The sequence below is a fragment of the Sphingomonas sp. HITSZ_GF genome, assembly GCF_029543155.1.
Lineage (GTDB): Bacteria > Pseudomonadota > Alphaproteobacteria > Sphingomonadales > Sphingomonadaceae > Sphingomonas.
Genome location: NZ_JARQXA010000001.1, coordinates 187,609 through 204,106 on the forward strand (window position 1 = coordinate 187,609; position 16,498 = coordinate 204,106).

A 16,498-nucleotide genomic window follows, 5' to 3' on the forward strand; every position below is an offset into this window, starting at 1 on the left:
AGCGGCGATGTACGCCGGCTTAAGCACCTGGTTTTCCACGGTTCAGGAAAAATCCCTAGGCCGGCCTAGCCCGTCTTCATGCTCGACGAGACGTTGGTGAAGGTCTTTTTGAGCGTGTTGCCGAGTCCCTGCATCGCGACGATGGCGGCGACGGCGATCAGCGCGGCGATCAGGCCGTACTCGATCGCGGTTGCGCCACGCGAGTCGCGCCAGATATCGTATAAGAATTTAACCATAACTACCGATCCCGGAATGAAAAAGGGCGACAGGACCTAAGTCCTGCCGCCCCATTTTCGTTCCGTTTGTCGGAAAGTTCGGCTTAGCCGACCTTCATGCTCGACGAAACGTTGGTGAAGGTCGACTTCAGGGTGTTGCCCAGGCCCTGCATCGCGGCGATCGCGGCGACGGCGATCAGAGCGGCGATCAGGCCGTACTCGATCGCGGTGGCACCCTTGGAATTCTTCAGGAAGTTGCGGATCTTCTGCATAACCGGTCTCCAGTGTTCAAGATTGCTTCATTCACCCGGCCGGCCCGGGAAACCCGGTACGGCAAACTGGGAAATACTGAGCGGAAGTAAAGAAACGCCTAAGGGCAAGTGTTACGCAGTCGTAACCAAACCTATTGCGAGGCGGCCGCGACCTTGTTCGAGACGTTGCCCCACATGCTGATCGTCTGGCTTGCGACGCCCTGCAGGCTGGCGATCATGGCGATCACGATCAGCGCGACGATCAGGCCATATTCCACGGCGGTGGCGGCGCGGCTGTCGCGAAGGGCGGTGCGGATCAGGTCAACCAGGGCTCGCATTGAGGGCGCTTCTTCTCCAAGAATGGCCGGAATCTAGCCAAAGAGGCTTAACGAAGTGTCGATGGGCGTTTCAGATATGTTGCTGGTGGTCGCCGCGGCGATGCTCGACGGGCAGGGCCGCGTGCTGCTGCAACAGCGCCCGCCGGGCAAGCCGATGGCCGGTTTGTGGGAGTTTCCCGGGGGAAAGATCGAGCCGGGCGAAAGCCCCGAGGCCGCGCTGGCGCGCGAGCTGCACGAGGAACTGGGAATAATACTTAAGGTAAAAGACCTGAGGCCGATTGCCTTCGCCAGCGAGCCGCTGGCCGGGCGGCACCTGCTGCTGCTCCTCTATGTGCTGCGCGAATGGGAAGGCGCGCCGGAGGCACACCACGCGACCGAGCTGCGCTGGGTGACGCCGGCGGAGATGCGCGGGATGCCGATGCCGCCGGCGGATGTGCCACTGGTGGAGGCGTTGGTGGGGATGGGGTGATGTGCCCGCTACATCTGGTTTAAGTCTATCCTAGGAGGTTCTGGCTCGCGTCAGCGCTGTTTCGAACATCGTCATATCTTCGGGTGGCATGCCGCTGTCTATTTTGGTCAGCCAGCGGTCGTAGACCGCTTTCATGAGCAAAAGGCCCTCTTCCGTCAGATCATCGGATTTAATACCAAAGATATCTGTAATATCTTCTTCCCTGCATCTCAGGTTTCGTACCGTCAGGCCTTGGGATTCAAGATAGTTGGCAACAATGAAAAACCTGCGAACAATCTGCTCTCTAGTTTCACTGTTGTTAGGAGTTTCTGTATGCCAATACACTTGGTCGATCATATATGGTTTCATTATCATTTCTTTCTGACAATGCGCGTGGGGACTTGACTTACGTCTATCATCTTCCCGCATCGCTCGATGCTTTACAAATGTACCGCCATTTCGACGAATTCTGTTTTCCTTGGCGATCTGAGCAGCTTTGTTCGCGGTTTCGCTGGTTGTCTCAACAGAATCAAGCGCTTGGCCGTCATGGACAACGACGGCATCGATCCTTCTGCCTTGACCACTAAGCGGGTCAATGGCTCGCTTACCGTCAGCGGTGCGAAGATAGGTTTCATCCTCTACTGAAGCGGCAGGATAGTTTTCCTCCAATTCGGCACGGACAAGAGCCTGACGCTCTTGTCCGGCCATTTGATTTATTCGGACACCCGCAAGCGGTCCCCGTTCCGCGACGGTTGGAACGGAGACTCCTTCGGTAGCGCCGCCACCCCAGCTTCCGGTAGCGCCAACGTTGCCGAAGCTCCCGCCTCCGCCGACAAAACGGGGATCGTCCCATCTACCGGTCGCGCCACCGCCGCCGAAGCTCCCGCCTCCGCTGGCAAAACGGGGATCGTCCCAGCTACCGGTCGCGCCGCCGCCGCCGAAGCTCCCGCCTCCGCCGGCAAAATGGGGATTGTCCCAGCTACCGGTAGCGCCGCCGCCACCGAAGCTTCCACCTCCGCCGGAGAAGACACCGCCTTCAAAGCTACGACTGGCGGAGCGATCACTGGTGAGTTTATCCACCTCGCTCTGAAGTGGCTTGGAAAAGTCGGCCTTGTATTTCTGATACTGCACTTCGATTGCTTGGAGATAATCCGGTTCGCCGGCATGTTTTGTCCTCTCCCGGGTTCTCCAAGCTTCAACTTCCACCATATTCCTGACCTTTGGGAGGGCAGGGTCTTCCACATAGGTGACTTTGGGTGTGTTCTGACCTCGGCCATTGGCCGAGTTCGTGGCGCCGGCACTGCGTTGGGAGTTCTGCCCCGCGTAATTCCGTCCCGCTCCCACGAACGTAAATCGCCCGTCCTCGGGATCGTGCCAGGGATTGAACTTGAGTTCGACGCTTCGGCCTGCCTCCGTGCGCGGCCACCGCCCCGTCCGCATCCAGATCGAAAATGCTCTTCGTTTACCCTGCTTTGGAATATTCATTCTGCCGCCTTTCGCTAATGCGGCAAGAACATTTCAGGAACATTTTCCAACATTGCAAGCGCAGTTCGCTCCGAACCGGAGCCAATCAGCGAATCAAGCCTTGGGCTTCAACGCCGCCGCCAGCGACGCCACCGCGCTCCCCCGTTTCGCCGGCTTGGGCTGCGACGCGTCCGGTGCCCAGCCGGTCAGATAGATGATCTCGAAGCGTTCGGGCGTCTTGCCATCCGGGTCGGCGCGCTCGGCAAAGGCTTGCGCGGCCCGGCCCAGGACCCCGCGGGTCAGCGGAGGGGTGCCCGGCAGCAGGTTGGTCGCCGCCATGCCGCGCAGGTCGGTGAGCAGCGAGAAGATGCTCGAATAGCGCACGGTCAGCGGTTCGACATCGGCAACCGGCAGCGCGAAGCCGGCGCGGCTGAGCAGGTCGCCGGCGGCGCGCACGTCGATCTGGGGGTGGAAGCGCGCCACCGGGCGGTCGCCCTCGGCCTGGAGGAACACCGACCGCAGCGTCGCCAGCGTGCCCGCGCCGAGGAAGGCGCCGAGGAACAGCCCGTCGGGGCGGAGCGCGCGGCGGGCGAGCGCGAGGGCACCGGGGACGTCGTTGACCTGGTCGAGCACGCCGATGCTGACGACGAGATCGAAGCTGCCCTCGGGAAAGGGGTGGCGGTCCTCGTCGCCCTGCACGCCGCCGGCCTGGGCGGCGAAGGCGGCGCCGGCGTCGATCCGGGTGATGCGGGTGCCGGGCAGGTCGAAGCCGCCGCCGAAGCTGCCCAGGTCGAGCACGTCGTGGAATGCGCGCTTCACGCCGATCAGGCGGTCATGGATGCCCTCGAGCATATGCTCGCGGACAAAGCCTTCGTAGCGGCGGGCGGCGCGGTCGCGGCGCTTGCGGCGCAGCGCACGGTCGAAGATCTCGGAATCACTGGGACCATTTTGGGGCATGGCGCGCTTGTGCGCCGCCGCGCAGCCGGGGACAAGGCGCGATGGCCTGGACCGCGCACCTGGCTCGCCCGCTGGCGCAGATCGCCGATCTCGCGCTGCCGCCGCGCTGCCCGGGATGCGGCGCGATCACGCCGGCGGACCACCGCTTCTGCACGCACTGCTGGACCAGCCTGCGCTTCCTGGGGCCGCCCTGGTGTGCCGCCTGCCATCTGCCCTTCGATTTCGAGCGGGGAGAAGGCGCGCGCTGCGCCGCCTGCATCGCCGATCCGCCGCCGCATGACGGGATCCGCGCCGCGGTGGCCTATGGCGAGGTGGCGCGCGGCGTGGCGCTCAAGCTCAAATATTCGGGGCGGCTCGCCTGCGCGGCGACGATGGCGCGGGCGATGGCGCGGCTGATGCCGGCAGAGGCCGACCTGCTGGTGCCGGTGCCGCTCCATCGCTGGCGGCTGTGGTCGCGCGGCTACAACCAGGCGGGGCTGATCGCGGCGGCGCTCGGGCGGGCGCACAGCGTGCCGATGGCGCCCGGCCTGCTGCGACGGGTGAAGGCGACGCCGGTGCTGCGCGGGCTGGGGGCCCGGGCGCGGGCGAAGGCCGTCGCGGGGGCCTTCGCGCTGGCCCCCGATGCGCGCGCGGCGCTCGCCGGCAGGACGGTGGTGCTGGTCGACGACGTGCACACCAGCGGCGCCACCGCCAATGCCTGTGCGAAGCTGCTCAAGCGCGGCGGGGCGGGCAAAGTGATCCTTCTGTGTTGGGCGCGCGTTCTGGACAGGGAGGAAGGCGCGGATTGACAAGCGCCGGTCGTCAACACAGGTGTTACGAACGATGCCCAAGATCGAAATCTACACCAAGGCCTTCTGCCCCTATTGCACCCGCGCGAAGATGCTCCTCGACAGCAAGCATGCGGAATATGAGGAGATCGACATCTCGATGGGTGGCCCGCGCCGCACCGAGATGCTCGAGCGCGCGAATGGCCGCACCACCGTCCCGCAGGTGTTCATCGCCGGCCAGCATATCGGCGGCTCCGACGATCTCGCGGCGCTCGATGCCCGCGGCGGGCTCGATCCGCTGCTCGCCGCCTGACACGCGAAAGTGCGATGATCGTCTTCGACCTGAAGTGCGGCGCCGGCCATGTCTTCGAGGCGTGGTTCGGATCGAGCGCGGCCTGGGAAGAACAACGCACCGCCGGGCTGGTCGCCTGCCCGATATGCGGCGGCAGCGACGTGGCAAAGGCAGTGATGGCGCCCAATGTCGGCGCCAAGGGCAATCAGGCGGCGGTTGCCCCGGCGGTCGCGCCCGGTGCGCCGGTTCCGCCCGAGGCGATCAAGGCAGCGATGGCGGCGCTCGCCGCGGCGCAGGCCAAGGCGCTGGAAGGCTCCAAATGGGTCGGCACCGCCTTTGCCGACAAGGCGCGGGCGATGCACCAGGGTGAGGCGCCGCATGCGCCCATCCACGGCCAGACCAGCGCGGCGGAAGCGGTGGCGCTGATCGAGGAAGGCGTGCCCGTTGCACCGCTGCCGCTGCCCGTGGTCCCGCCCGAGGCGTGCAACTAACCTCGTTCATTGCCCGGACATTTCGGATACGCAATCAGTCGCTTGCCGGGCTGCGCTCGCATGCCTGCTGCTCACAAGGGGAGAGCATATGTCGCCGTTGCACCTGATCCTGCCCGTGGCCGCCCTGTTCGCCGCTGCACCCGCGCAGCAGAGCTGGCAGCGCTACACCCAGCCGACCGGCCTTTCCGCCGAGTTCCCCGGCGAGCCCGACCGCTTCGACCAATGGACCGACATCGCGAAGGGGCGGGTGATCCAGCTCGACCGGTTCATGCGCGATTCCCGTGGCGACATGCGCGCCTATTATTTCCTCCAGGCTGTGATCGCCGACAAGCCGTACGATGTCGATGCGAAGATCTCCGCGGATATCGCCGCGGCGAAGGGTGGTGGCGACGCGGCGGTGTCCAAGACCTTCGTCAGCCAGCGCGCGCTCAAGCCCTCGGAGATGCCGCTGCCCGGCATGCGCGGCACCGAGCTGGTTTATAGCTATGCCGGCTTCGGCGCCGACGGCGCGCAGATCGAGACCTCGCGCAACATGTACATCGGCAACAAGTGGCTGTCGGTCTCGGTCCGCCACTTCGAGAAGGACCGGAGCTGGCCCAAGGACCGCTTCTTCAACTCGGTCACCTGGCGCCCGTGATCGGTGGCGGCGATGCGCTCCGGCGATTGACCGCCGGGCCGCGCCTGCCTTAGGGCTGCCCGCGTGCCTCCGTAGCTCAGCAGGATAGAGCGACGGTTTCCTAAACCGCAGGTCGTGAGTTCGAATCTCGCCGGGGGCGCCATTTCCTTTTTGTGACCGGACATATCCTCTAACGCCTTGAAAGGCAGAGATATTTCAGGGGTTTGAAAGCCGGATTTCCGCGCATAGACGAGGTTTCCGGCGAAGACCAATTTCAGCATGGCTCGACGGTCCTCCAGTCTCCCAGTTTCCCAAAGATTCCAAGGGTTTGCCAGAAACACCATCGAGGTTTGAAAAACCTCGTCATAGTCGCGTGCGGGCGTGCCGCATTTGGCGATGTTTTCGGTGAGAATCAGCTTCTCGCGCTCCAGCTCGCCAATCTTGCGCTCATAGGCGCTGATGACAGTCGGACTGTCCGCATCCACGATGCGGTCGAGAAGCTGGTCGATCTTCTTCACCACGGCGGACGTTTCCAGTTTGAGCGCCGTGCGGCGTTCCTTTGCCTCTTTAGCTCGGCGATCCCACAGGTCGCGGAAGATAACGGATGCCAGTTGGACAAGCTCACGCGCGGGCGTGAGCGAGCGGACGAGGCTTTCAAGCGACTCTTCCACCTTTGCCCGTGCCACGGATTTGCCGTTGCTGTCGCAGCCATGCTGGCGGCACATGTAATAGGCGTAGCGGCCGCCTTTGCCCTTCGCCCATGTCGCGGTCATCGGATGGCGGCAGTCGCCGCAAGCGATAAAGCCGCGCATCGGGAAATCCGCGTTGATGTCTTTGCGGGATGGCGCGCGGGCTTTGCCCGACAGTCGATCTTGAATGAGATCGAAGGTTTGGAGCGAGATCAGCCCGTTATGCTGTCCTTTGCGCAGCGGCAGGTTCCAGCGCGGTACTTCGAGATAGCCTGCATAAAGCGGTTGCGTCAGGATCTGATTGACGCGCTCGTTGGACACTTGCCCCTGTCGGTCCTTGGGGAACAGCGCATTGGCCTCGAAGAAGCGCTTCACTTCTGCCTGAGAGCCGAAGCGCCCGCAGGCATAGCCTTCCAAACCCTCTTGAATGATCGAGGCTACGGGTTCGTGGCGGGCCAAATGTTTGCCGCCGCCAGACGCTTTCTCATAGCGATATCCCCACGGGGCCTGAAACACCCAGTAACCGTTCATGACGCGCGCGCGCATGCGCGCCATGGTCTGCTCGGCGTTCTTGCGGCGATGCTCGCCCGCGAACGCCGCCTCGATGATTTCGAGAATATCATCGTCAGGATCATCCGCGAAAACGCGCTTAGGGGACTCCAGCTTGCCGCCAGCCTTGGCAATAGCATCGCGCAGGGCATAGTGCGTACGGAGCGACCGCGCGAGGCGGTTGAGATCGTCCACGATTACAATCGTCTGGCCCTTGCAGCCCTTCAGAAAGGTCAGCAGTTCTTTGACGCCAGCGCGATTAGCCGTTTTGCCGGTGAAGTCGTCGCGGAACACCTTCAAGACCTCGTAGCCCATGCGATCCGCGTAAGTGCGGCAGGCCGTTTCCTGACTGCCAAGACCGTCGCCGCGCGTCGTCTGCTTGGAGTCCGAGACCCTCGTGTAGATCACCGATTTGGGGCGTGCATCGCGGGTCATGGCTCGTGTGATCCTATCGGGTTGGAATCCCCTTCAACGCCATCGCTCTGGACGTTTGCGGTTTGATTTTCGGGGCGATTTGCAATCGTAGCACGATCGAAGCTCGCGCCAATAGATTGCAAAGTTATTTGATCGGTTTGGACGCCAAAGGCCTGATCTACGAAATAAGATATGATCGCATGGACAATGTGTATCATTGTGTCTGAGTCTTGCATCGGCAGCCCAAGGCCAGAGATATATAGCCTGTATTCTTCCATGCTTTCGGCATTGATTGTTATATTTGAGTGGAGGGACATGATTATATTCCTACCACAAAACACCACTTAATTGGTGCTTGAATACCACTGAATGCGTGCGAGCGTAATTCGTGTGGGGAAGCGCCGCAGCTTTGCAACGAGGGGAAAATCACGGCCGATCTCCATGCCCGGCGCAAAAGCGCATGGATGTCACCGCTTCAGAGACGCGATCGATGGCGTCCAGCGGATCAGTTTCAAGGCAGCGATTATAAAAGCCTCGCGTGTAAGCGAGCGCTTCTTCGTCGGACCATCCAACGCGGCGCATTTCTATCAGGGTAGGACAACTGTACTGATTATCCGCACCCAAACGCCCAGCGCGATAGCCCGCACCGTAACGGCCATTCAGATCGGCGCTGACATTCCCGTTAGTCAAAGGTGGCTTCACAGGCACCTCCACCAAACGCAATGATCCGATGATGCGTGGATAATCTGCCGCTCATCGTCAGGAGCGCTTTGCTCACGACGAACGGCAACAGAAGCCTTTACCGATGTAGAAAAAAGATAAGCCACACACCGCATAAGAGTCTCCACCGCCCGCAAAGGCTAAAGGATCTATCTCTCAATACGGCCGCTGGTGGCCTCACGCAGTTCGCGAGCGTTCGCTCGTGAATTACATCGCTTTGATTAATCTACCTCGGTAGTTTCTGCAACCATCAATATTACGGGTGTGCGCTAGGTCCGCGCCTTCGTTGTCGAGCACGAGAGTCCTGCCTACCCTTGAGAAATTCGGCTGACGGCGATTTTGCTGGTGCCCTCTGCGCCGCCGCATCGAAACGGGCGCGCATCGGAGGGGGGAGATGATCGGCAGCCGTCGTGCCATGATTAAAGCAGTAGCTTCTCACAGCAGCCACTAATTTGGGATCGCCAAGACGCGCTATATCGTCTTGATACAGCACTCCCGCATCTAAGTAGCCGCCCCAAACGCGCCGAAGAAACTTGATCGGCGTTTCATTGCGATCGGCTCTCATGGCGTATGTTTCGGGAGCATGAGGCGGCAGGTAAACAGCTCGCCGTACGAGTTCTAGAAACTCATATCCTGGATAGATCGAATTCTGCTCAATTGCGATCAGAACCGATCGTGCCGCCGCCTCTCGAAGGTTTCGATCTTCGAGATACGGATCAATCGCGTCAGCAATGGCATCAACTAAGTTCAGACCGCTCTTCTACGCCCTAATACGGAAAATTGCAATGTTTATAGGATCTTAACGTGCCCCTCGGTCTTCAGCGCTGTCCGTTGACCGATATCCGCCTGGAGTCGGAGCAGAGAGGCGGGCGTGGGGATCAGCGATCATGACGGGCGCAATGAACCGTAGGTGAGGCAGTTCGAACGCCGCTTCGCGGAGATCGCAAGATGTGTGCGGTAATACCGCACAATCTTGGCAAGGGGGCCATGCTGGCCCCCGTTGCATCCCCCCGGCTGAAGAAAGGCTAGGGAACGCGCTCGACACCCACTGTGACGCGCGTGACCATCCACTGTTCCACGGCGCCTGGTATCGCCAATGTGGGGTCAAATAGCGCTAGATTGATGCCATCGCTGACGGAACTGCGGTAGACGACACCGTGCCATCCTGCCTTTTTTATAAACTCGCAGAGATATTGACTCGGCACATATTCGATGGCGGCCCCTTGCGGCAAAACAGGCCGGGTCAGCTCTTCGCCCAACCGTTCGAGAAACGCGATATCGCTGCGCAACGCTCCAACATCGTCTTCATCACCAAGTTCAAAAGGTGACACACGCTCTTTAGGCGCACGTAGATCGACGAGTTTCAGCATGGCTGGTGTCAGCGTGAAATCTGCGACGGATACCTTTTCGCCAGTGTGTGGCCTAATCTCGGCTACCGAAGTTTCCTGCTGCGAACCGACATAAAGATAAGGAATCCCGGGTGGGTTGGCCCGTCCGTGCGATGCGACCTTGTTAGGCGGCGCACCCATCTCACCAATTGAGAATGGATCGTCGCCCGCCTGTATGCGAGCGCGATACCAACGTGCAGGCATGTCCTCTGCCTGCAAAAATCCAAGCAATTGCTTAAGCCGATCTGCGTCAAGCTTGGTATTAGGGAAATAGCGGTTGCGGTGCATGAGTTCATCACGCAGCTCTCGCCAGCGCACTAGCCTATCGCTCTTGAAGCGATCAGAAGGGACATACCGCCGACGGCCGATATCGCCATCGTCCATGATTGCGATCAGCAGATCCCTGACGCGAAAATCATCCATGCGTGGATGATTGAAAAGCGCCCAATCCTCCCGCAAAAGCTGAACCAGCCCCTTACCGGCGGCGTCCTCATCATAAATATTGACCACGACCGAAAACAGGTCGGTTAAATCCGAAGGCTCCGCCAGCGGAACGCCTACGGTTCCGCAATAACCGCAGTCTCCCGTGGCAACCGCTTTTGTGGGAAATATCTTGCTGAGACCCCGATCGCCAAAACAGTTTGCGCAACAACGCATTGCTGTCTCACTCAAAAAAGGCGGCTAGGGTCTCGATATGGTGCTGCATTGAAAGCTTTTTCACAACACCTAGGCCGGGAAAATGCCCTTCGTCATGCAGGTCGCGAAAAGCTTGAATAGCATTTGTCTCAAGAACAGGGGTGTGGATGTTATCGAGCGTGTCGATCATGGCCTCAAGCGCCTCCGCAAACTTACCTGCCGGATCGGTTGGGGTGTCCTGGCTCTCTGAAACGAAGTGATAGACGAACATTTCGTTGTCCTTAGCAGGATCAACAAATGTGACGTGGATCGCTACGGCGTAGGCCGGGCCGCCGGATTCAGAATATTCATCGCCAACCGTCAGGAAGTCGCCAAAGCCATTCATGCCTTCGTCGGGATAGGTGACGTGCAAATCGGAAAAAGGCTCAAGCAGCGGATGATCCTTGTTGCGCCGCTTTTTGAAGCCGTCTCGGATCAGGATACGATTGCAGCCGTCAAAGTGCTTTCGGTATAGCTTACCACATACTGGCTCGAGAAACACATGCTGGGTGTCTGGCAATTCATCGCCCAGCTGTTCAGCCAACGCCTTAGCTTGAGTAAATCCAGCGTGGATAAAAGTCCGTTGGTGATCCGCATGCTGACCATAACAGGCCATCGCATTTTCGACGGTCATGTTCTCTCTTAGAAGAATCCCGACCCCAATCTCGTCATCGTCGGCGAACTCCTCTCCGAGAAACGTTGATATGCCTAAGCCATCTTCCGCATGGTCGCCATGATACGGATTAACGATCACGATCGCGCTGCCGCCGGCGTCTCGGACAGCTGCGAGCGCACGTTTCAGCGCTCCAAGCGACTCTTTCACGGGTTCGATGATCGGTACAAAATTGGATGCAGACAGCAGCCCCGCATTTTCTCTAATAGTGAGCAGCTCGTACTGCTTGCCGCGAAAATAGGGGTAATACATTTAGTCCCTCACGCCCACGATAAAGCTTCTAAAATTGGGGTGTTAACGGTCCGCACCAAACGCTCGTGGTCTCGCCGCTTGAGTGGTACAGAACAAACAGCAGCCTGAAGCGAGCTTGGTAAGTTCTGGAGCAATTCTTCGAGTGGCAACAGGTCTCGCGTCCGCTTCAGTACATCGACCATTGCACGATGCGCTAACGCTGGCTCTAGCTTCTCAAATGCCAATCGCAGTTCCGCACGAAGCAATGTGTTAGGCACCTGCGGCACCTCAACGCCGAGACGCTGAAGGATCAGCTTCGCTTCATCAGCCCGTACGGAACCCAGTATCATCAGCGGAGATACTCGCTCGGGGCAATCCGTGGCATCTCGCAGCGTCGAAATGTTGTGACGTTTGGATAGGCACATCACCCCAATTTCTTGGGGGGTGCGATCCAGAACGGCATCAATGTGGTTTTCTCCTGCGATCACGAAAACCTTTGCAAAAACCTGCATGTACGCCGCGATTTGCGTTTCAAGGCGGCTCAGAGAGTCGCGCTCAGACTTAATCTCATAAACAGTCGCCGTGCCGTTTAGGATTGCGAGATCAGCCTTGCACTTTCCCACACGAAATTCGCGCAGCATCGATGCTGTGCGCAACGAATGTTTGCCAAGCAGAATGTTTCTCGTGAGGGCTGCTTTGTACACGTACTCATCGCGCTGATTTCCCCGACGCAAAATGTTTAGCGCAGCGTCGAAAGCATCTCCGACACGATCAATGGCGTCAAGGTTTTCGATCAGAGGCGTTTTCTTTATAAGACGCGCAAATAAGGCTGATCGCCCTTTCTCCGCCATCTCGCGAAACACGCTGGAAGAGAAAAGTCGTGATGTCGCTGACAATGAACACGAACTTAAAGTCATCTGATTCCCGACCGGCATAATTTCCATGCCATCGTCTTGAGAGTAATATAGATTCTGTCGGGTTGAAAAGCCAGCGCGTCCCGCTGGCCCCGCCTAGACGTTGCTGCGCCTGAGTTTCCCACGACGATCCCCCCTTACCGATGGTAGTGCCACACGAGGGTATGGCGCGCAATTGGCCGAAAGCCCGCCGTGCGCGGGCGCTCGACTAAGGTCATTCAAATAGGCTTACAGCCTGAACACCCAGTCCATGCGCGAGGCTGAAAACCGCCTTGAGGCCCACGTTGCGCTCGCCGCGTTCGATGCCGCCGATGTAATTGCGGTGCAAACCGCACCGATGCGCCAGCTCTTCCTGACTGATGCCCTCTGCCTCGCGCAGGCGGCGTACAGTTTTCCCGAAATGGATGAGGTCTGGGTCTGCCGCCATGTGCGGAGGCTTGGGTCGGAGTCGATAAACTCTCTACACACGATCAGTGTGATTAAGCTTGCGTACACACGATGAGTGTGATTCTTGCTCTGCCGATCCGAGGTGGATCGTGTCGAGGAAGGGTGATCGTATGTCGTCTGAATCGAATTGGGCGGGCCAGCAGGGCGCGCAGAATCCCAACAACAGCGCCGCCGATTTCAAGCGCGGGGGCATGAGCGACAGCCAGGCGTCGGAAGCCGCCGCCGCTGCCGCGCGCGCCCGCAACAGCGGGAAGTGACAACTCGCGTCCCGGCTTCGGCCGGGACGCACATTCAGGGGTGAATCATGAAAATCGTAGCGATGACGGCGGCATGTCTTGTCGCCGCCAGCGGACTTGCGCTCGCGCCACCGGCAGCGGCGCAGACCAAGAAAACCACGCCCAAGCGCGCGAAGCCTGCCGCCAAGAAGCAGAGCCTCGGCGCGGACTTCTCCATGGGCGGTATCGTCGGATGCTCGAACGGTCCGATGACGGGCCGCGCCGCGCGGGTCGCGGCGGAACTAGGTGGCAACCAGAATTGCGGTCCGGCAAGCTCACCACCAACCCCGCGCGCGCCGGCGATAACGGCAACAGGGTTGGTCGGCACGTGGGGTTTAGGCGGCTGCCAGTCGCCGGAATTTTACAAGCGCATCCGGGCCAATGGGCGGTTCACCACGGCGGATGAACAAGGATCGTGGGCGCTTCAGACTGGAGAGGCCCTGCCGGTTCTAAAGCTGTCTTTCCGCCGCGACGGCGACGCGCCGGATCGCGGGCTGCGCGTGCAGGAGCTGGCGCTGACGCCGGACGGCCCGGACCGCATGCGGCTCAATGTCGGCTGGTGGGTGCGCTGCTCGCGCAACCCTGACGCCCCCTTGCACTAGGAAGTCATCATGAACGTGAAGATTATGACGGCCCTGTCGTGCCTCGCTGGCATGGCGGTGGCCTCTTGCGGCAATGCCGCCGCGCCGACCGCGAAGACCGAAGCGCCCCCGAAGCCGGAGACAGGCGCATTGCCCACCGCCAGCCCGGCACATGCGGCCCCGCAGACCGACAAATGGGCAGGCGAATACGAGTTTCAGCCGTCGCAGGATGAAATGGTGATGGGCATCACGCCGCTCGGCGGGAGTCGTTACAAGGTCGCTGTGTCATGGGGTGGCGGCACGTCAGGCGGCATGTACAATGTCGCGGGATGGGAAGGCACCGCCGAAGCGAAGGGCGACGTGCTGGCCATTCGCATCGAAGGCGGTAGCGACGTGGTGACGTGCAGTCTGCGCTACGTCGCCGGTGTGCCTGCGCCGTATAACATGGTCGGATGCGGCGGCGGTGACGGCCCTTATCGCCGCGCCCGTGCGGGCAAAGCCGTGTCGGCATCCGCGCCCGTGGGGCGTTGGGCCGTTCCCGATGGCAGCGCCAACAAGATCGGCATCAAGGCCAGCGCGGATGCGTCCGAGTTCAGCTCGCTCCTGCTCAATTGCGAGTCCGGGCAGATAGTTGTGACGGCGCTGGTCAATCGCGACAGCCAGCCGTCACCGGCACGGCTTTCCATCAGCGTCGATGGCAAAACCATCGTGGTTCCGGTCAAGCCCGAGGAGGATGATTTCAACGGCGTCTGGAATCTCTCCGGCGCTATCCCGAACGCGCATCCTCTGCTGGCCGCGCTGCCGACCGCGCGAGCGATTGTCATGGACGCGGCGGACACCAAAACGCCATTGCCGGTCGCGGGCTTGGCCGCGAGTTGGAAATCGTTCGCGCGTGCCTGCCGCCTGTCGTGACATTCCGACGAACGTGAAAGGGCGCCGCTCGCGGCGCCCTTTTCTTCATCTATCGATGCAGCGATCCTCGTCCCGCTCCGGAACCAGCGGACGAAACGGACGATGCGAACCGGACATGCCGGGCGGGGCCAACCTCGGGTTCGAAATGAACACTGACTTGGGCGGCGGCGGCAACGGGGCTGCATTGTCCTTGTCCCTCGGGCGCGGCCGATCCAGCGCGCTATCCGCGAAAGCCCGCTGCGGTTGGGCGCGGCTCAGATTGAACCGCTTCACATGATCGTGGTCCATCATACCCTCTTCAAGTTGCGGGGAGTAACGTCGAGCGTGCCGAGTATCTCGGCACCCTGTTCCAGCCGTGCGGGTTCAAGATTGCGCCCGATGGCGCAGAACGCCGGGTCTTCGAACCACGGCAGCTTTCTCGCCATGATCGGCCGGTGGTGCTCGATCAGCACGAGTTGCATGCGTTGGCCGAGCCGCATCAGCTCATCGGGGTAAGCCAGCTTGCGTTGCGCGTGCGCGATGCTGAATGTGTGGCCGTTCGTGACTGAAGCACCCCGGCTGGTGGTGGTCGTAGGGCCGTAGCTGACCGAACTGTTGACGGTTGAAGAAGAGCTGGTGCTGGTGCTGAAGTTCAGGACGGTCGCTTCCCCGCACAGCTTCGAAAAATAGTCCGCGCTGCTGTTGTCACGGCTGCCGTGGTAGGTGATCGCGCCGGAATTGCCGATGAAGGTTTCCCAGCCATCGCCATAGAGTTCCCGCATCTGCGGAACGTCCTGCACGATCCCCCAAATCTGCATGCCGAAGCCGCGCATCAGGCCGTAGGCTTCACGTACCTTGGCCAGCCGACCGAGGGAGGGCAGCTCGTCTAGAATGAACAGCACCGGTTTGCGCGGCTTGTTTGCAACGTCGCGAGCGGTGACGGTGATTGCCTGCTGGATGAGGAGCCGCAACCACCGCCCGAACGCGCCAAGCCGGTCGGCGGGCAGTACAAGATAGACCGTCGTCGGATTTGCCTTCAAATCCTCGAAGCGAAAGTCCGAGGCTGACAGGTTGGCGCGCAGGCGCGGGCTGTCGAGGAAATGCGTGTGCGCCTGGACTGATGCCAGCACGTTCGACAGGGTTTTCGGGTCTTTCTGCAAGCTGCGCGCGCCGGTGCTCGCCACGACATGGTGGACGGATTCCCGCATGCGCTCGAAGAACTGGCGAAGATCCTCGCCATCGAGCAGCAGCAGGTCGCGCACCCGCGCGAGGTGCCGGTCATCGGCTTCGTGCTCGTCGGTCGCCACGTAGAGGATGACGCCCTGCAAGAGCGCCTTGGCTTCCTGATCCCAAAAGCTGTCCTTGTCTTTCTCCTCGGCGATCAGTGCGTCCGCGAGCAGCATCGCGTTCTCCGCGATGTCCAGATCGCCCGCCACCAGCCAATCGAGAGGGTTGAAGCGGGCGGAGGATCCCGCATCCGCCGCGATGCCCCACGGATCGACAATATACACTTGGTCGCAAAGCTGGCGGCGGCGCGTGGCCGTGATGAGCGCGTTCTCGCCTTTCGGATCGACCACAAGGCACGAACCGGGATAATTGAGCAGGTTGGGAATGATGGCAGTGGTGCCCTTGCCGGAACCGGTCGGGGCGATGGTCAGCAGATGGCGGTCGCCGCTGTAGCTCAAACGGTGGGGTTCATCGTCGCCGGGGATGACGCCAAGCAGAAGCCCATCCGTGCCGAGGAGCCGATGCTGCTGCATGTATTCCAGCGTACCCCACTGGGCTGAGCCGAATGTCGTCGGCGGTGCCGGCGGCGCGATGGGGACGACAATGGGCGATTCAAAGTCAGGTTTCGGCCAGTGGCCGAGGCCGAACAAATAGGCTGCGGTCCACGCGGCGATCATGCCGTGAACGATCAGATTCCAAGAAAAGCATGAAACACAAAGCAGAACGAGGAAGCCTGCTCCGGCCCCCATCCAAAACGAGAGTTCTGCGTCGCTTGATTTTTGATCCCGTAGAATTTCTCCGACTGTCCATGACGGCATCGCAAGAAGCCATGCGTAGGACGGCCATCGACTATCGAAAGGATGATAGCGAATTTGCCACGCGAAGGCACAAAGAGCCGCAATCGCTACAACGGCAGAACGTTTCGTAGTCGCTTTCTCGGCGGCGCTGAGTGCATGCCATTCCTTCTTCATCCATTTCCACACGA

The 16,498-nt window shown here is 60.7% G+C and carries 19 protein-coding genes, 1 tRNA gene and 1 pseudogene; 9 read left to right on the forward strand and 12 right to left on the reverse strand.

Annotated elements, in window-relative coordinates:
- Nucleotides 1–65 precede the first annotated feature (65 nt).
- The 3 genes from P6144_RS00915 to P6144_RS00925 all read right to left on the reverse strand — a co-directional run bounded on the left by P6144_RS00915 (nucleotide 66) and on the right by P6144_RS00925 (nucleotide 804).
- On the reverse strand, nucleotides 66–236 hold the full coding sequence (locus tag P6144_RS00915) for a Flp family type IVb pilin (protein WP_277765845.1): 171 nt from the start codon (nucleotides 234–236) through the stop codon (nucleotides 66–68).
- 83 nt (nucleotides 237–319) lie between these two features.
- Nucleotides 320–487 carry a Flp family type IVb pilin gene (locus P6144_RS00920; protein WP_277765846.1) on the reverse strand — a complete coding sequence of 56 codons (168 nt, stop codon included), beginning with the start codon at nucleotides 485–487 and terminating at the stop codon, nucleotides 320–322.
- A 131-nt stretch (nucleotides 488–618) separates the two neighbouring features.
- Entirely contained in the window at nucleotides 619–804 is a 186-nt protein-coding gene (locus P6144_RS00925) for a Flp family type IVb pilin (RefSeq protein WP_277765847.1), read from the reverse strand.
- Between the two features lie 76 nt (nucleotides 805–880).
- On the opposite strand from P6144_RS00925, the gene P6144_RS00930 reads away from it, so the two are divergent.
- Nucleotides 881–1,273 (forward strand): (deoxy)nucleoside triphosphate pyrophosphohydrolase, encoded by a 393-nt coding sequence (locus tag P6144_RS00930; RefSeq protein ID WP_277765848.1) that lies wholly within the window; start codon nucleotides 881–883, stop codon nucleotides 1,271–1,273.
- A gap of 30 nt (nucleotides 1,274–1,303) precedes the next feature.
- On the opposite strand, the gene P6144_RS00935 is transcribed toward P6144_RS00930, so the two are convergent.
- Nucleotides 1,304–2,461: a hypothetical protein gene (locus tag P6144_RS00935; protein ID WP_277765849.1), complete on the reverse strand. Its 1,158-nt coding sequence runs from the start codon at nucleotides 2,459–2,461 to the stop codon at nucleotides 1,304–1,306.
- A 369-nt stretch (nucleotides 2,462–2,830) separates the two neighbouring features.
- Entirely contained in the window at nucleotides 2,831–3,673 is an 843-nt protein-coding gene (locus P6144_RS00940; protein ID WP_277765850.1) for a methyltransferase domain-containing protein, read from the reverse strand.
- 41 nt (nucleotides 3,674–3,714) lie between these two features.
- Here P6144_RS00940 and P6144_RS00945 point away from each other — a divergent pair, with 41 nt between their 5' ends.
- From P6144_RS00945 to P6144_RS00965, 5 genes are all read left to right on the forward strand, one after another.
- Complete coding sequence (locus P6144_RS00945; RefSeq protein ID WP_277765851.1) at nucleotides 3,715–4,461, forward strand: ComF family protein; 747 nt, start codon at nucleotides 3,715–3,717, stop codon at nucleotides 4,459–4,461.
- 34 nt (nucleotides 4,462–4,495) lie between these two features.
- Entirely contained in the window at nucleotides 4,496–4,753 is a 258-nt protein-coding gene (gene grxC / locus P6144_RS00950) for a glutaredoxin 3 (RefSeq protein WP_277765852.1), read from the forward strand.
- A gap of 14 nt (nucleotides 4,754–4,767) precedes the next feature.
- Entirely contained in the window at nucleotides 4,768–5,223 is a 456-nt protein-coding gene (locus tag P6144_RS00955) for a DUF1178 family protein (protein ID WP_277765853.1), read from the forward strand.
- Nucleotides 5,224–5,311: 88 nt separating this feature from the next.
- Nucleotides 5,312–5,860, forward strand: a complete 549-nt coding sequence (locus P6144_RS00960) for a hypothetical protein (RefSeq protein ID WP_277765854.1) — start codon at nucleotides 5,312–5,314, stop codon at nucleotides 5,858–5,860.
- Between the two features lie 65 nt (nucleotides 5,861–5,925).
- Nucleotides 5,926–6,002, forward strand: a tRNA-Arg gene (locus tag P6144_RS00965).
- A gap of 553 nt (nucleotides 6,003–6,555) precedes the next feature.
- On the opposite strand, the pseudogene P6144_RS00970 reads toward P6144_RS00965, so the two are convergent.
- From P6144_RS00970 to P6144_RS00995, 6 genes and pseudogenes are all read right to left on the reverse strand, one after another.
- A pseudogene (locus P6144_RS00970) lies at nucleotides 6,556–7,512 on the reverse strand (recombinase family protein); the annotation flags it as partial.
- A 405-nt stretch (nucleotides 7,513–7,917) separates the two neighbouring features.
- Nucleotides 7,918–8,193: a hypothetical protein gene (locus P6144_RS00975; protein WP_277765855.1), complete on the reverse strand. Its 276-nt coding sequence runs from the start codon at nucleotides 8,191–8,193 to the stop codon at nucleotides 7,918–7,920.
- 1,043 nt (nucleotides 8,194–9,236) lie between these two features.
- On the reverse strand, nucleotides 9,237–10,271 hold the full coding sequence (locus P6144_RS00980; protein WP_277765856.1) for an RES family NAD+ phosphorylase: 1,035 nt from the start codon (nucleotides 10,269–10,271) through the stop codon (nucleotides 9,237–9,239).
- On the reverse strand, nucleotides 10,264–11,199 hold the full coding sequence (locus tag P6144_RS00985) for a sce7725 family protein (protein WP_277765857.1): 936 nt from the start codon (nucleotides 11,197–11,199) through the stop codon (nucleotides 10,264–10,266). The genes P6144_RS00980 and P6144_RS00985 overlap by 8 nt, the downstream gene beginning before the upstream one ends.
- An 8-nt stretch (nucleotides 11,200–11,207) precedes the next feature.
- Nucleotides 11,208–12,122, reverse strand: coding sequence for a sce7726 family protein (locus tag P6144_RS00990; RefSeq protein WP_277765858.1), 915 nt, complete (start codon nucleotides 12,120–12,122; stop codon nucleotides 11,208–11,210).
- 184 nt (nucleotides 12,123–12,306) lie between these two features.
- Nucleotides 12,307–12,519, reverse strand: coding sequence for a helix-turn-helix transcriptional regulator (locus P6144_RS00995; RefSeq protein WP_277765859.1), 213 nt, complete (start codon nucleotides 12,517–12,519; stop codon nucleotides 12,307–12,309).
- A gap of 130 nt (nucleotides 12,520–12,649) precedes the next feature.
- Between P6144_RS00995 and P6144_RS01000 the strand changes: the two genes are divergently transcribed.
- From P6144_RS01000 to P6144_RS01010, 3 genes are read left to right on the forward strand one after another with little or no spacing between them, the layout of a single operon-like run.
- The gene (locus P6144_RS01000) at nucleotides 12,650–12,796 is read left to right on the forward strand and encodes a hypothetical protein (RefSeq protein WP_277765860.1); all 147 of its coding nucleotides are present in this window, start codon (nucleotides 12,650–12,652) and stop codon (nucleotides 12,794–12,796) included.
- Nucleotides 12,797–12,843: 47 nt separating this feature from the next.
- Nucleotides 12,844–13,416 (forward strand): hypothetical protein, encoded by a 573-nt coding sequence (locus tag P6144_RS01005; protein WP_277765861.1) that lies wholly within the window; start codon nucleotides 12,844–12,846, stop codon nucleotides 13,414–13,416.
- Nucleotides 13,417–13,425: 9 nt separating this feature from the next.
- Entirely contained in the window at nucleotides 13,426–14,307 is an 882-nt protein-coding gene (locus P6144_RS01010) for a hypothetical protein (RefSeq protein WP_277765862.1), read from the forward strand.
- Between the two features lie 287 nt (nucleotides 14,308–14,594).
- Here the strand turns inward: P6144_RS01010 and P6144_RS01015 are convergent, their stop codons facing one another.
- Complete coding sequence (locus tag P6144_RS01015) at nucleotides 14,595–16,484, reverse strand: type IV secretory system conjugative DNA transfer family protein (RefSeq protein WP_277765863.1); 1,890 nt, start codon at nucleotides 16,482–16,484, stop codon at nucleotides 14,595–14,597.
- Nucleotides 16,485–16,498 lie beyond the last annotated feature (14 nt).

Bases quoted from the DNA above. Each gene is read 5' to 3' on its own strand.
- P6144_RS00915 (WP_277765845.1), bottom strand. From the start codon at position 236: ATGGTTAAATTCTTATACGATATCTGGCGCGACTCGCGTGGCGCAACC.
- P6144_RS00920 (WP_277765846.1), bottom strand. From the start codon at position 487: ATGCAGAAGATCCGCAACTTCCTGAAGAATTCCAAGGGTGCCACCGCG.
- P6144_RS00925 (WP_277765847.1), bottom strand. From the start codon at position 804: ATGCGAGCCCTGGTTGACCTGATCCGCACCGCCCTTCGCGACAGCCGC.
- P6144_RS00930 (WP_277765848.1), top strand. From the start codon at position 881: ATGTTGCTGGTGGTCGCCGCGGCGATGCTCGACGGGCAGGGCCGCGTG.
- P6144_RS00935 (WP_277765849.1), bottom strand. From the start codon at position 2,461: ATGGTGGAAGTTGAAGCTTGGAGAACCCGGGAGAGGACAAAACATGCC.
- P6144_RS00940 (WP_277765850.1), bottom strand. From the start codon at position 3,673: ATGCCCCAAAATGGTCCCAGTGATTCCGAGATCTTCGACCGTGCGCTG.
- P6144_RS00945 (WP_277765851.1), top strand. From the start codon at position 3,715: ATGGCCTGGACCGCGCACCTGGCTCGCCCGCTGGCGCAGATCGCCGAT.
- grxC (WP_277765852.1), top strand. From the start codon at position 4,496: ATGCCCAAGATCGAAATCTACACCAAGGCCTTCTGCCCCTATTGCACC.
- P6144_RS00955 (WP_277765853.1), top strand. From the start codon at position 4,768: ATGATCGTCTTCGACCTGAAGTGCGGCGCCGGCCATGTCTTCGAGGCG.
- P6144_RS00960 (WP_277765854.1), top strand. From the start codon at position 5,312: ATGTCGCCGTTGCACCTGATCCTGCCCGTGGCCGCCCTGTTCGCCGCT.
- P6144_RS00985 (WP_277765857.1), bottom strand. From the start codon at position 11,199: ATGTATTACCCCTATTTTCGCGGCAAGCAGTACGAGCTGCTCACTATT.
- P6144_RS00990 (WP_277765858.1), bottom strand. From the start codon at position 12,122: ATGGAAATTATGCCGGTCGGGAATCAGATGACTTTAAGTTCGTGTTCA.
- P6144_RS00995 (WP_277765859.1), bottom strand. From the start codon at position 12,519: ATGGCGGCAGACCCAGACCTCATCCATTTCGGGAAAACTGTACGCCGC.
- P6144_RS01000 (WP_277765860.1), top strand. From the start codon at position 12,650: ATGTCGTCTGAATCGAATTGGGCGGGCCAGCAGGGCGCGCAGAATCCC.
- P6144_RS01005 (WP_277765861.1), top strand. From the start codon at position 12,844: ATGAAAATCGTAGCGATGACGGCGGCATGTCTTGTCGCCGCCAGCGGA.
- P6144_RS01010 (WP_277765862.1), top strand. From the start codon at position 13,426: ATGAACGTGAAGATTATGACGGCCCTGTCGTGCCTCGCTGGCATGGCG.
- P6144_RS01015 (WP_277765863.1), bottom strand. From the start codon at position 16,484: ATGAAGAAGGAATGGCATGCACTCAGCGCCGCCGAGAAAGCGACTACG.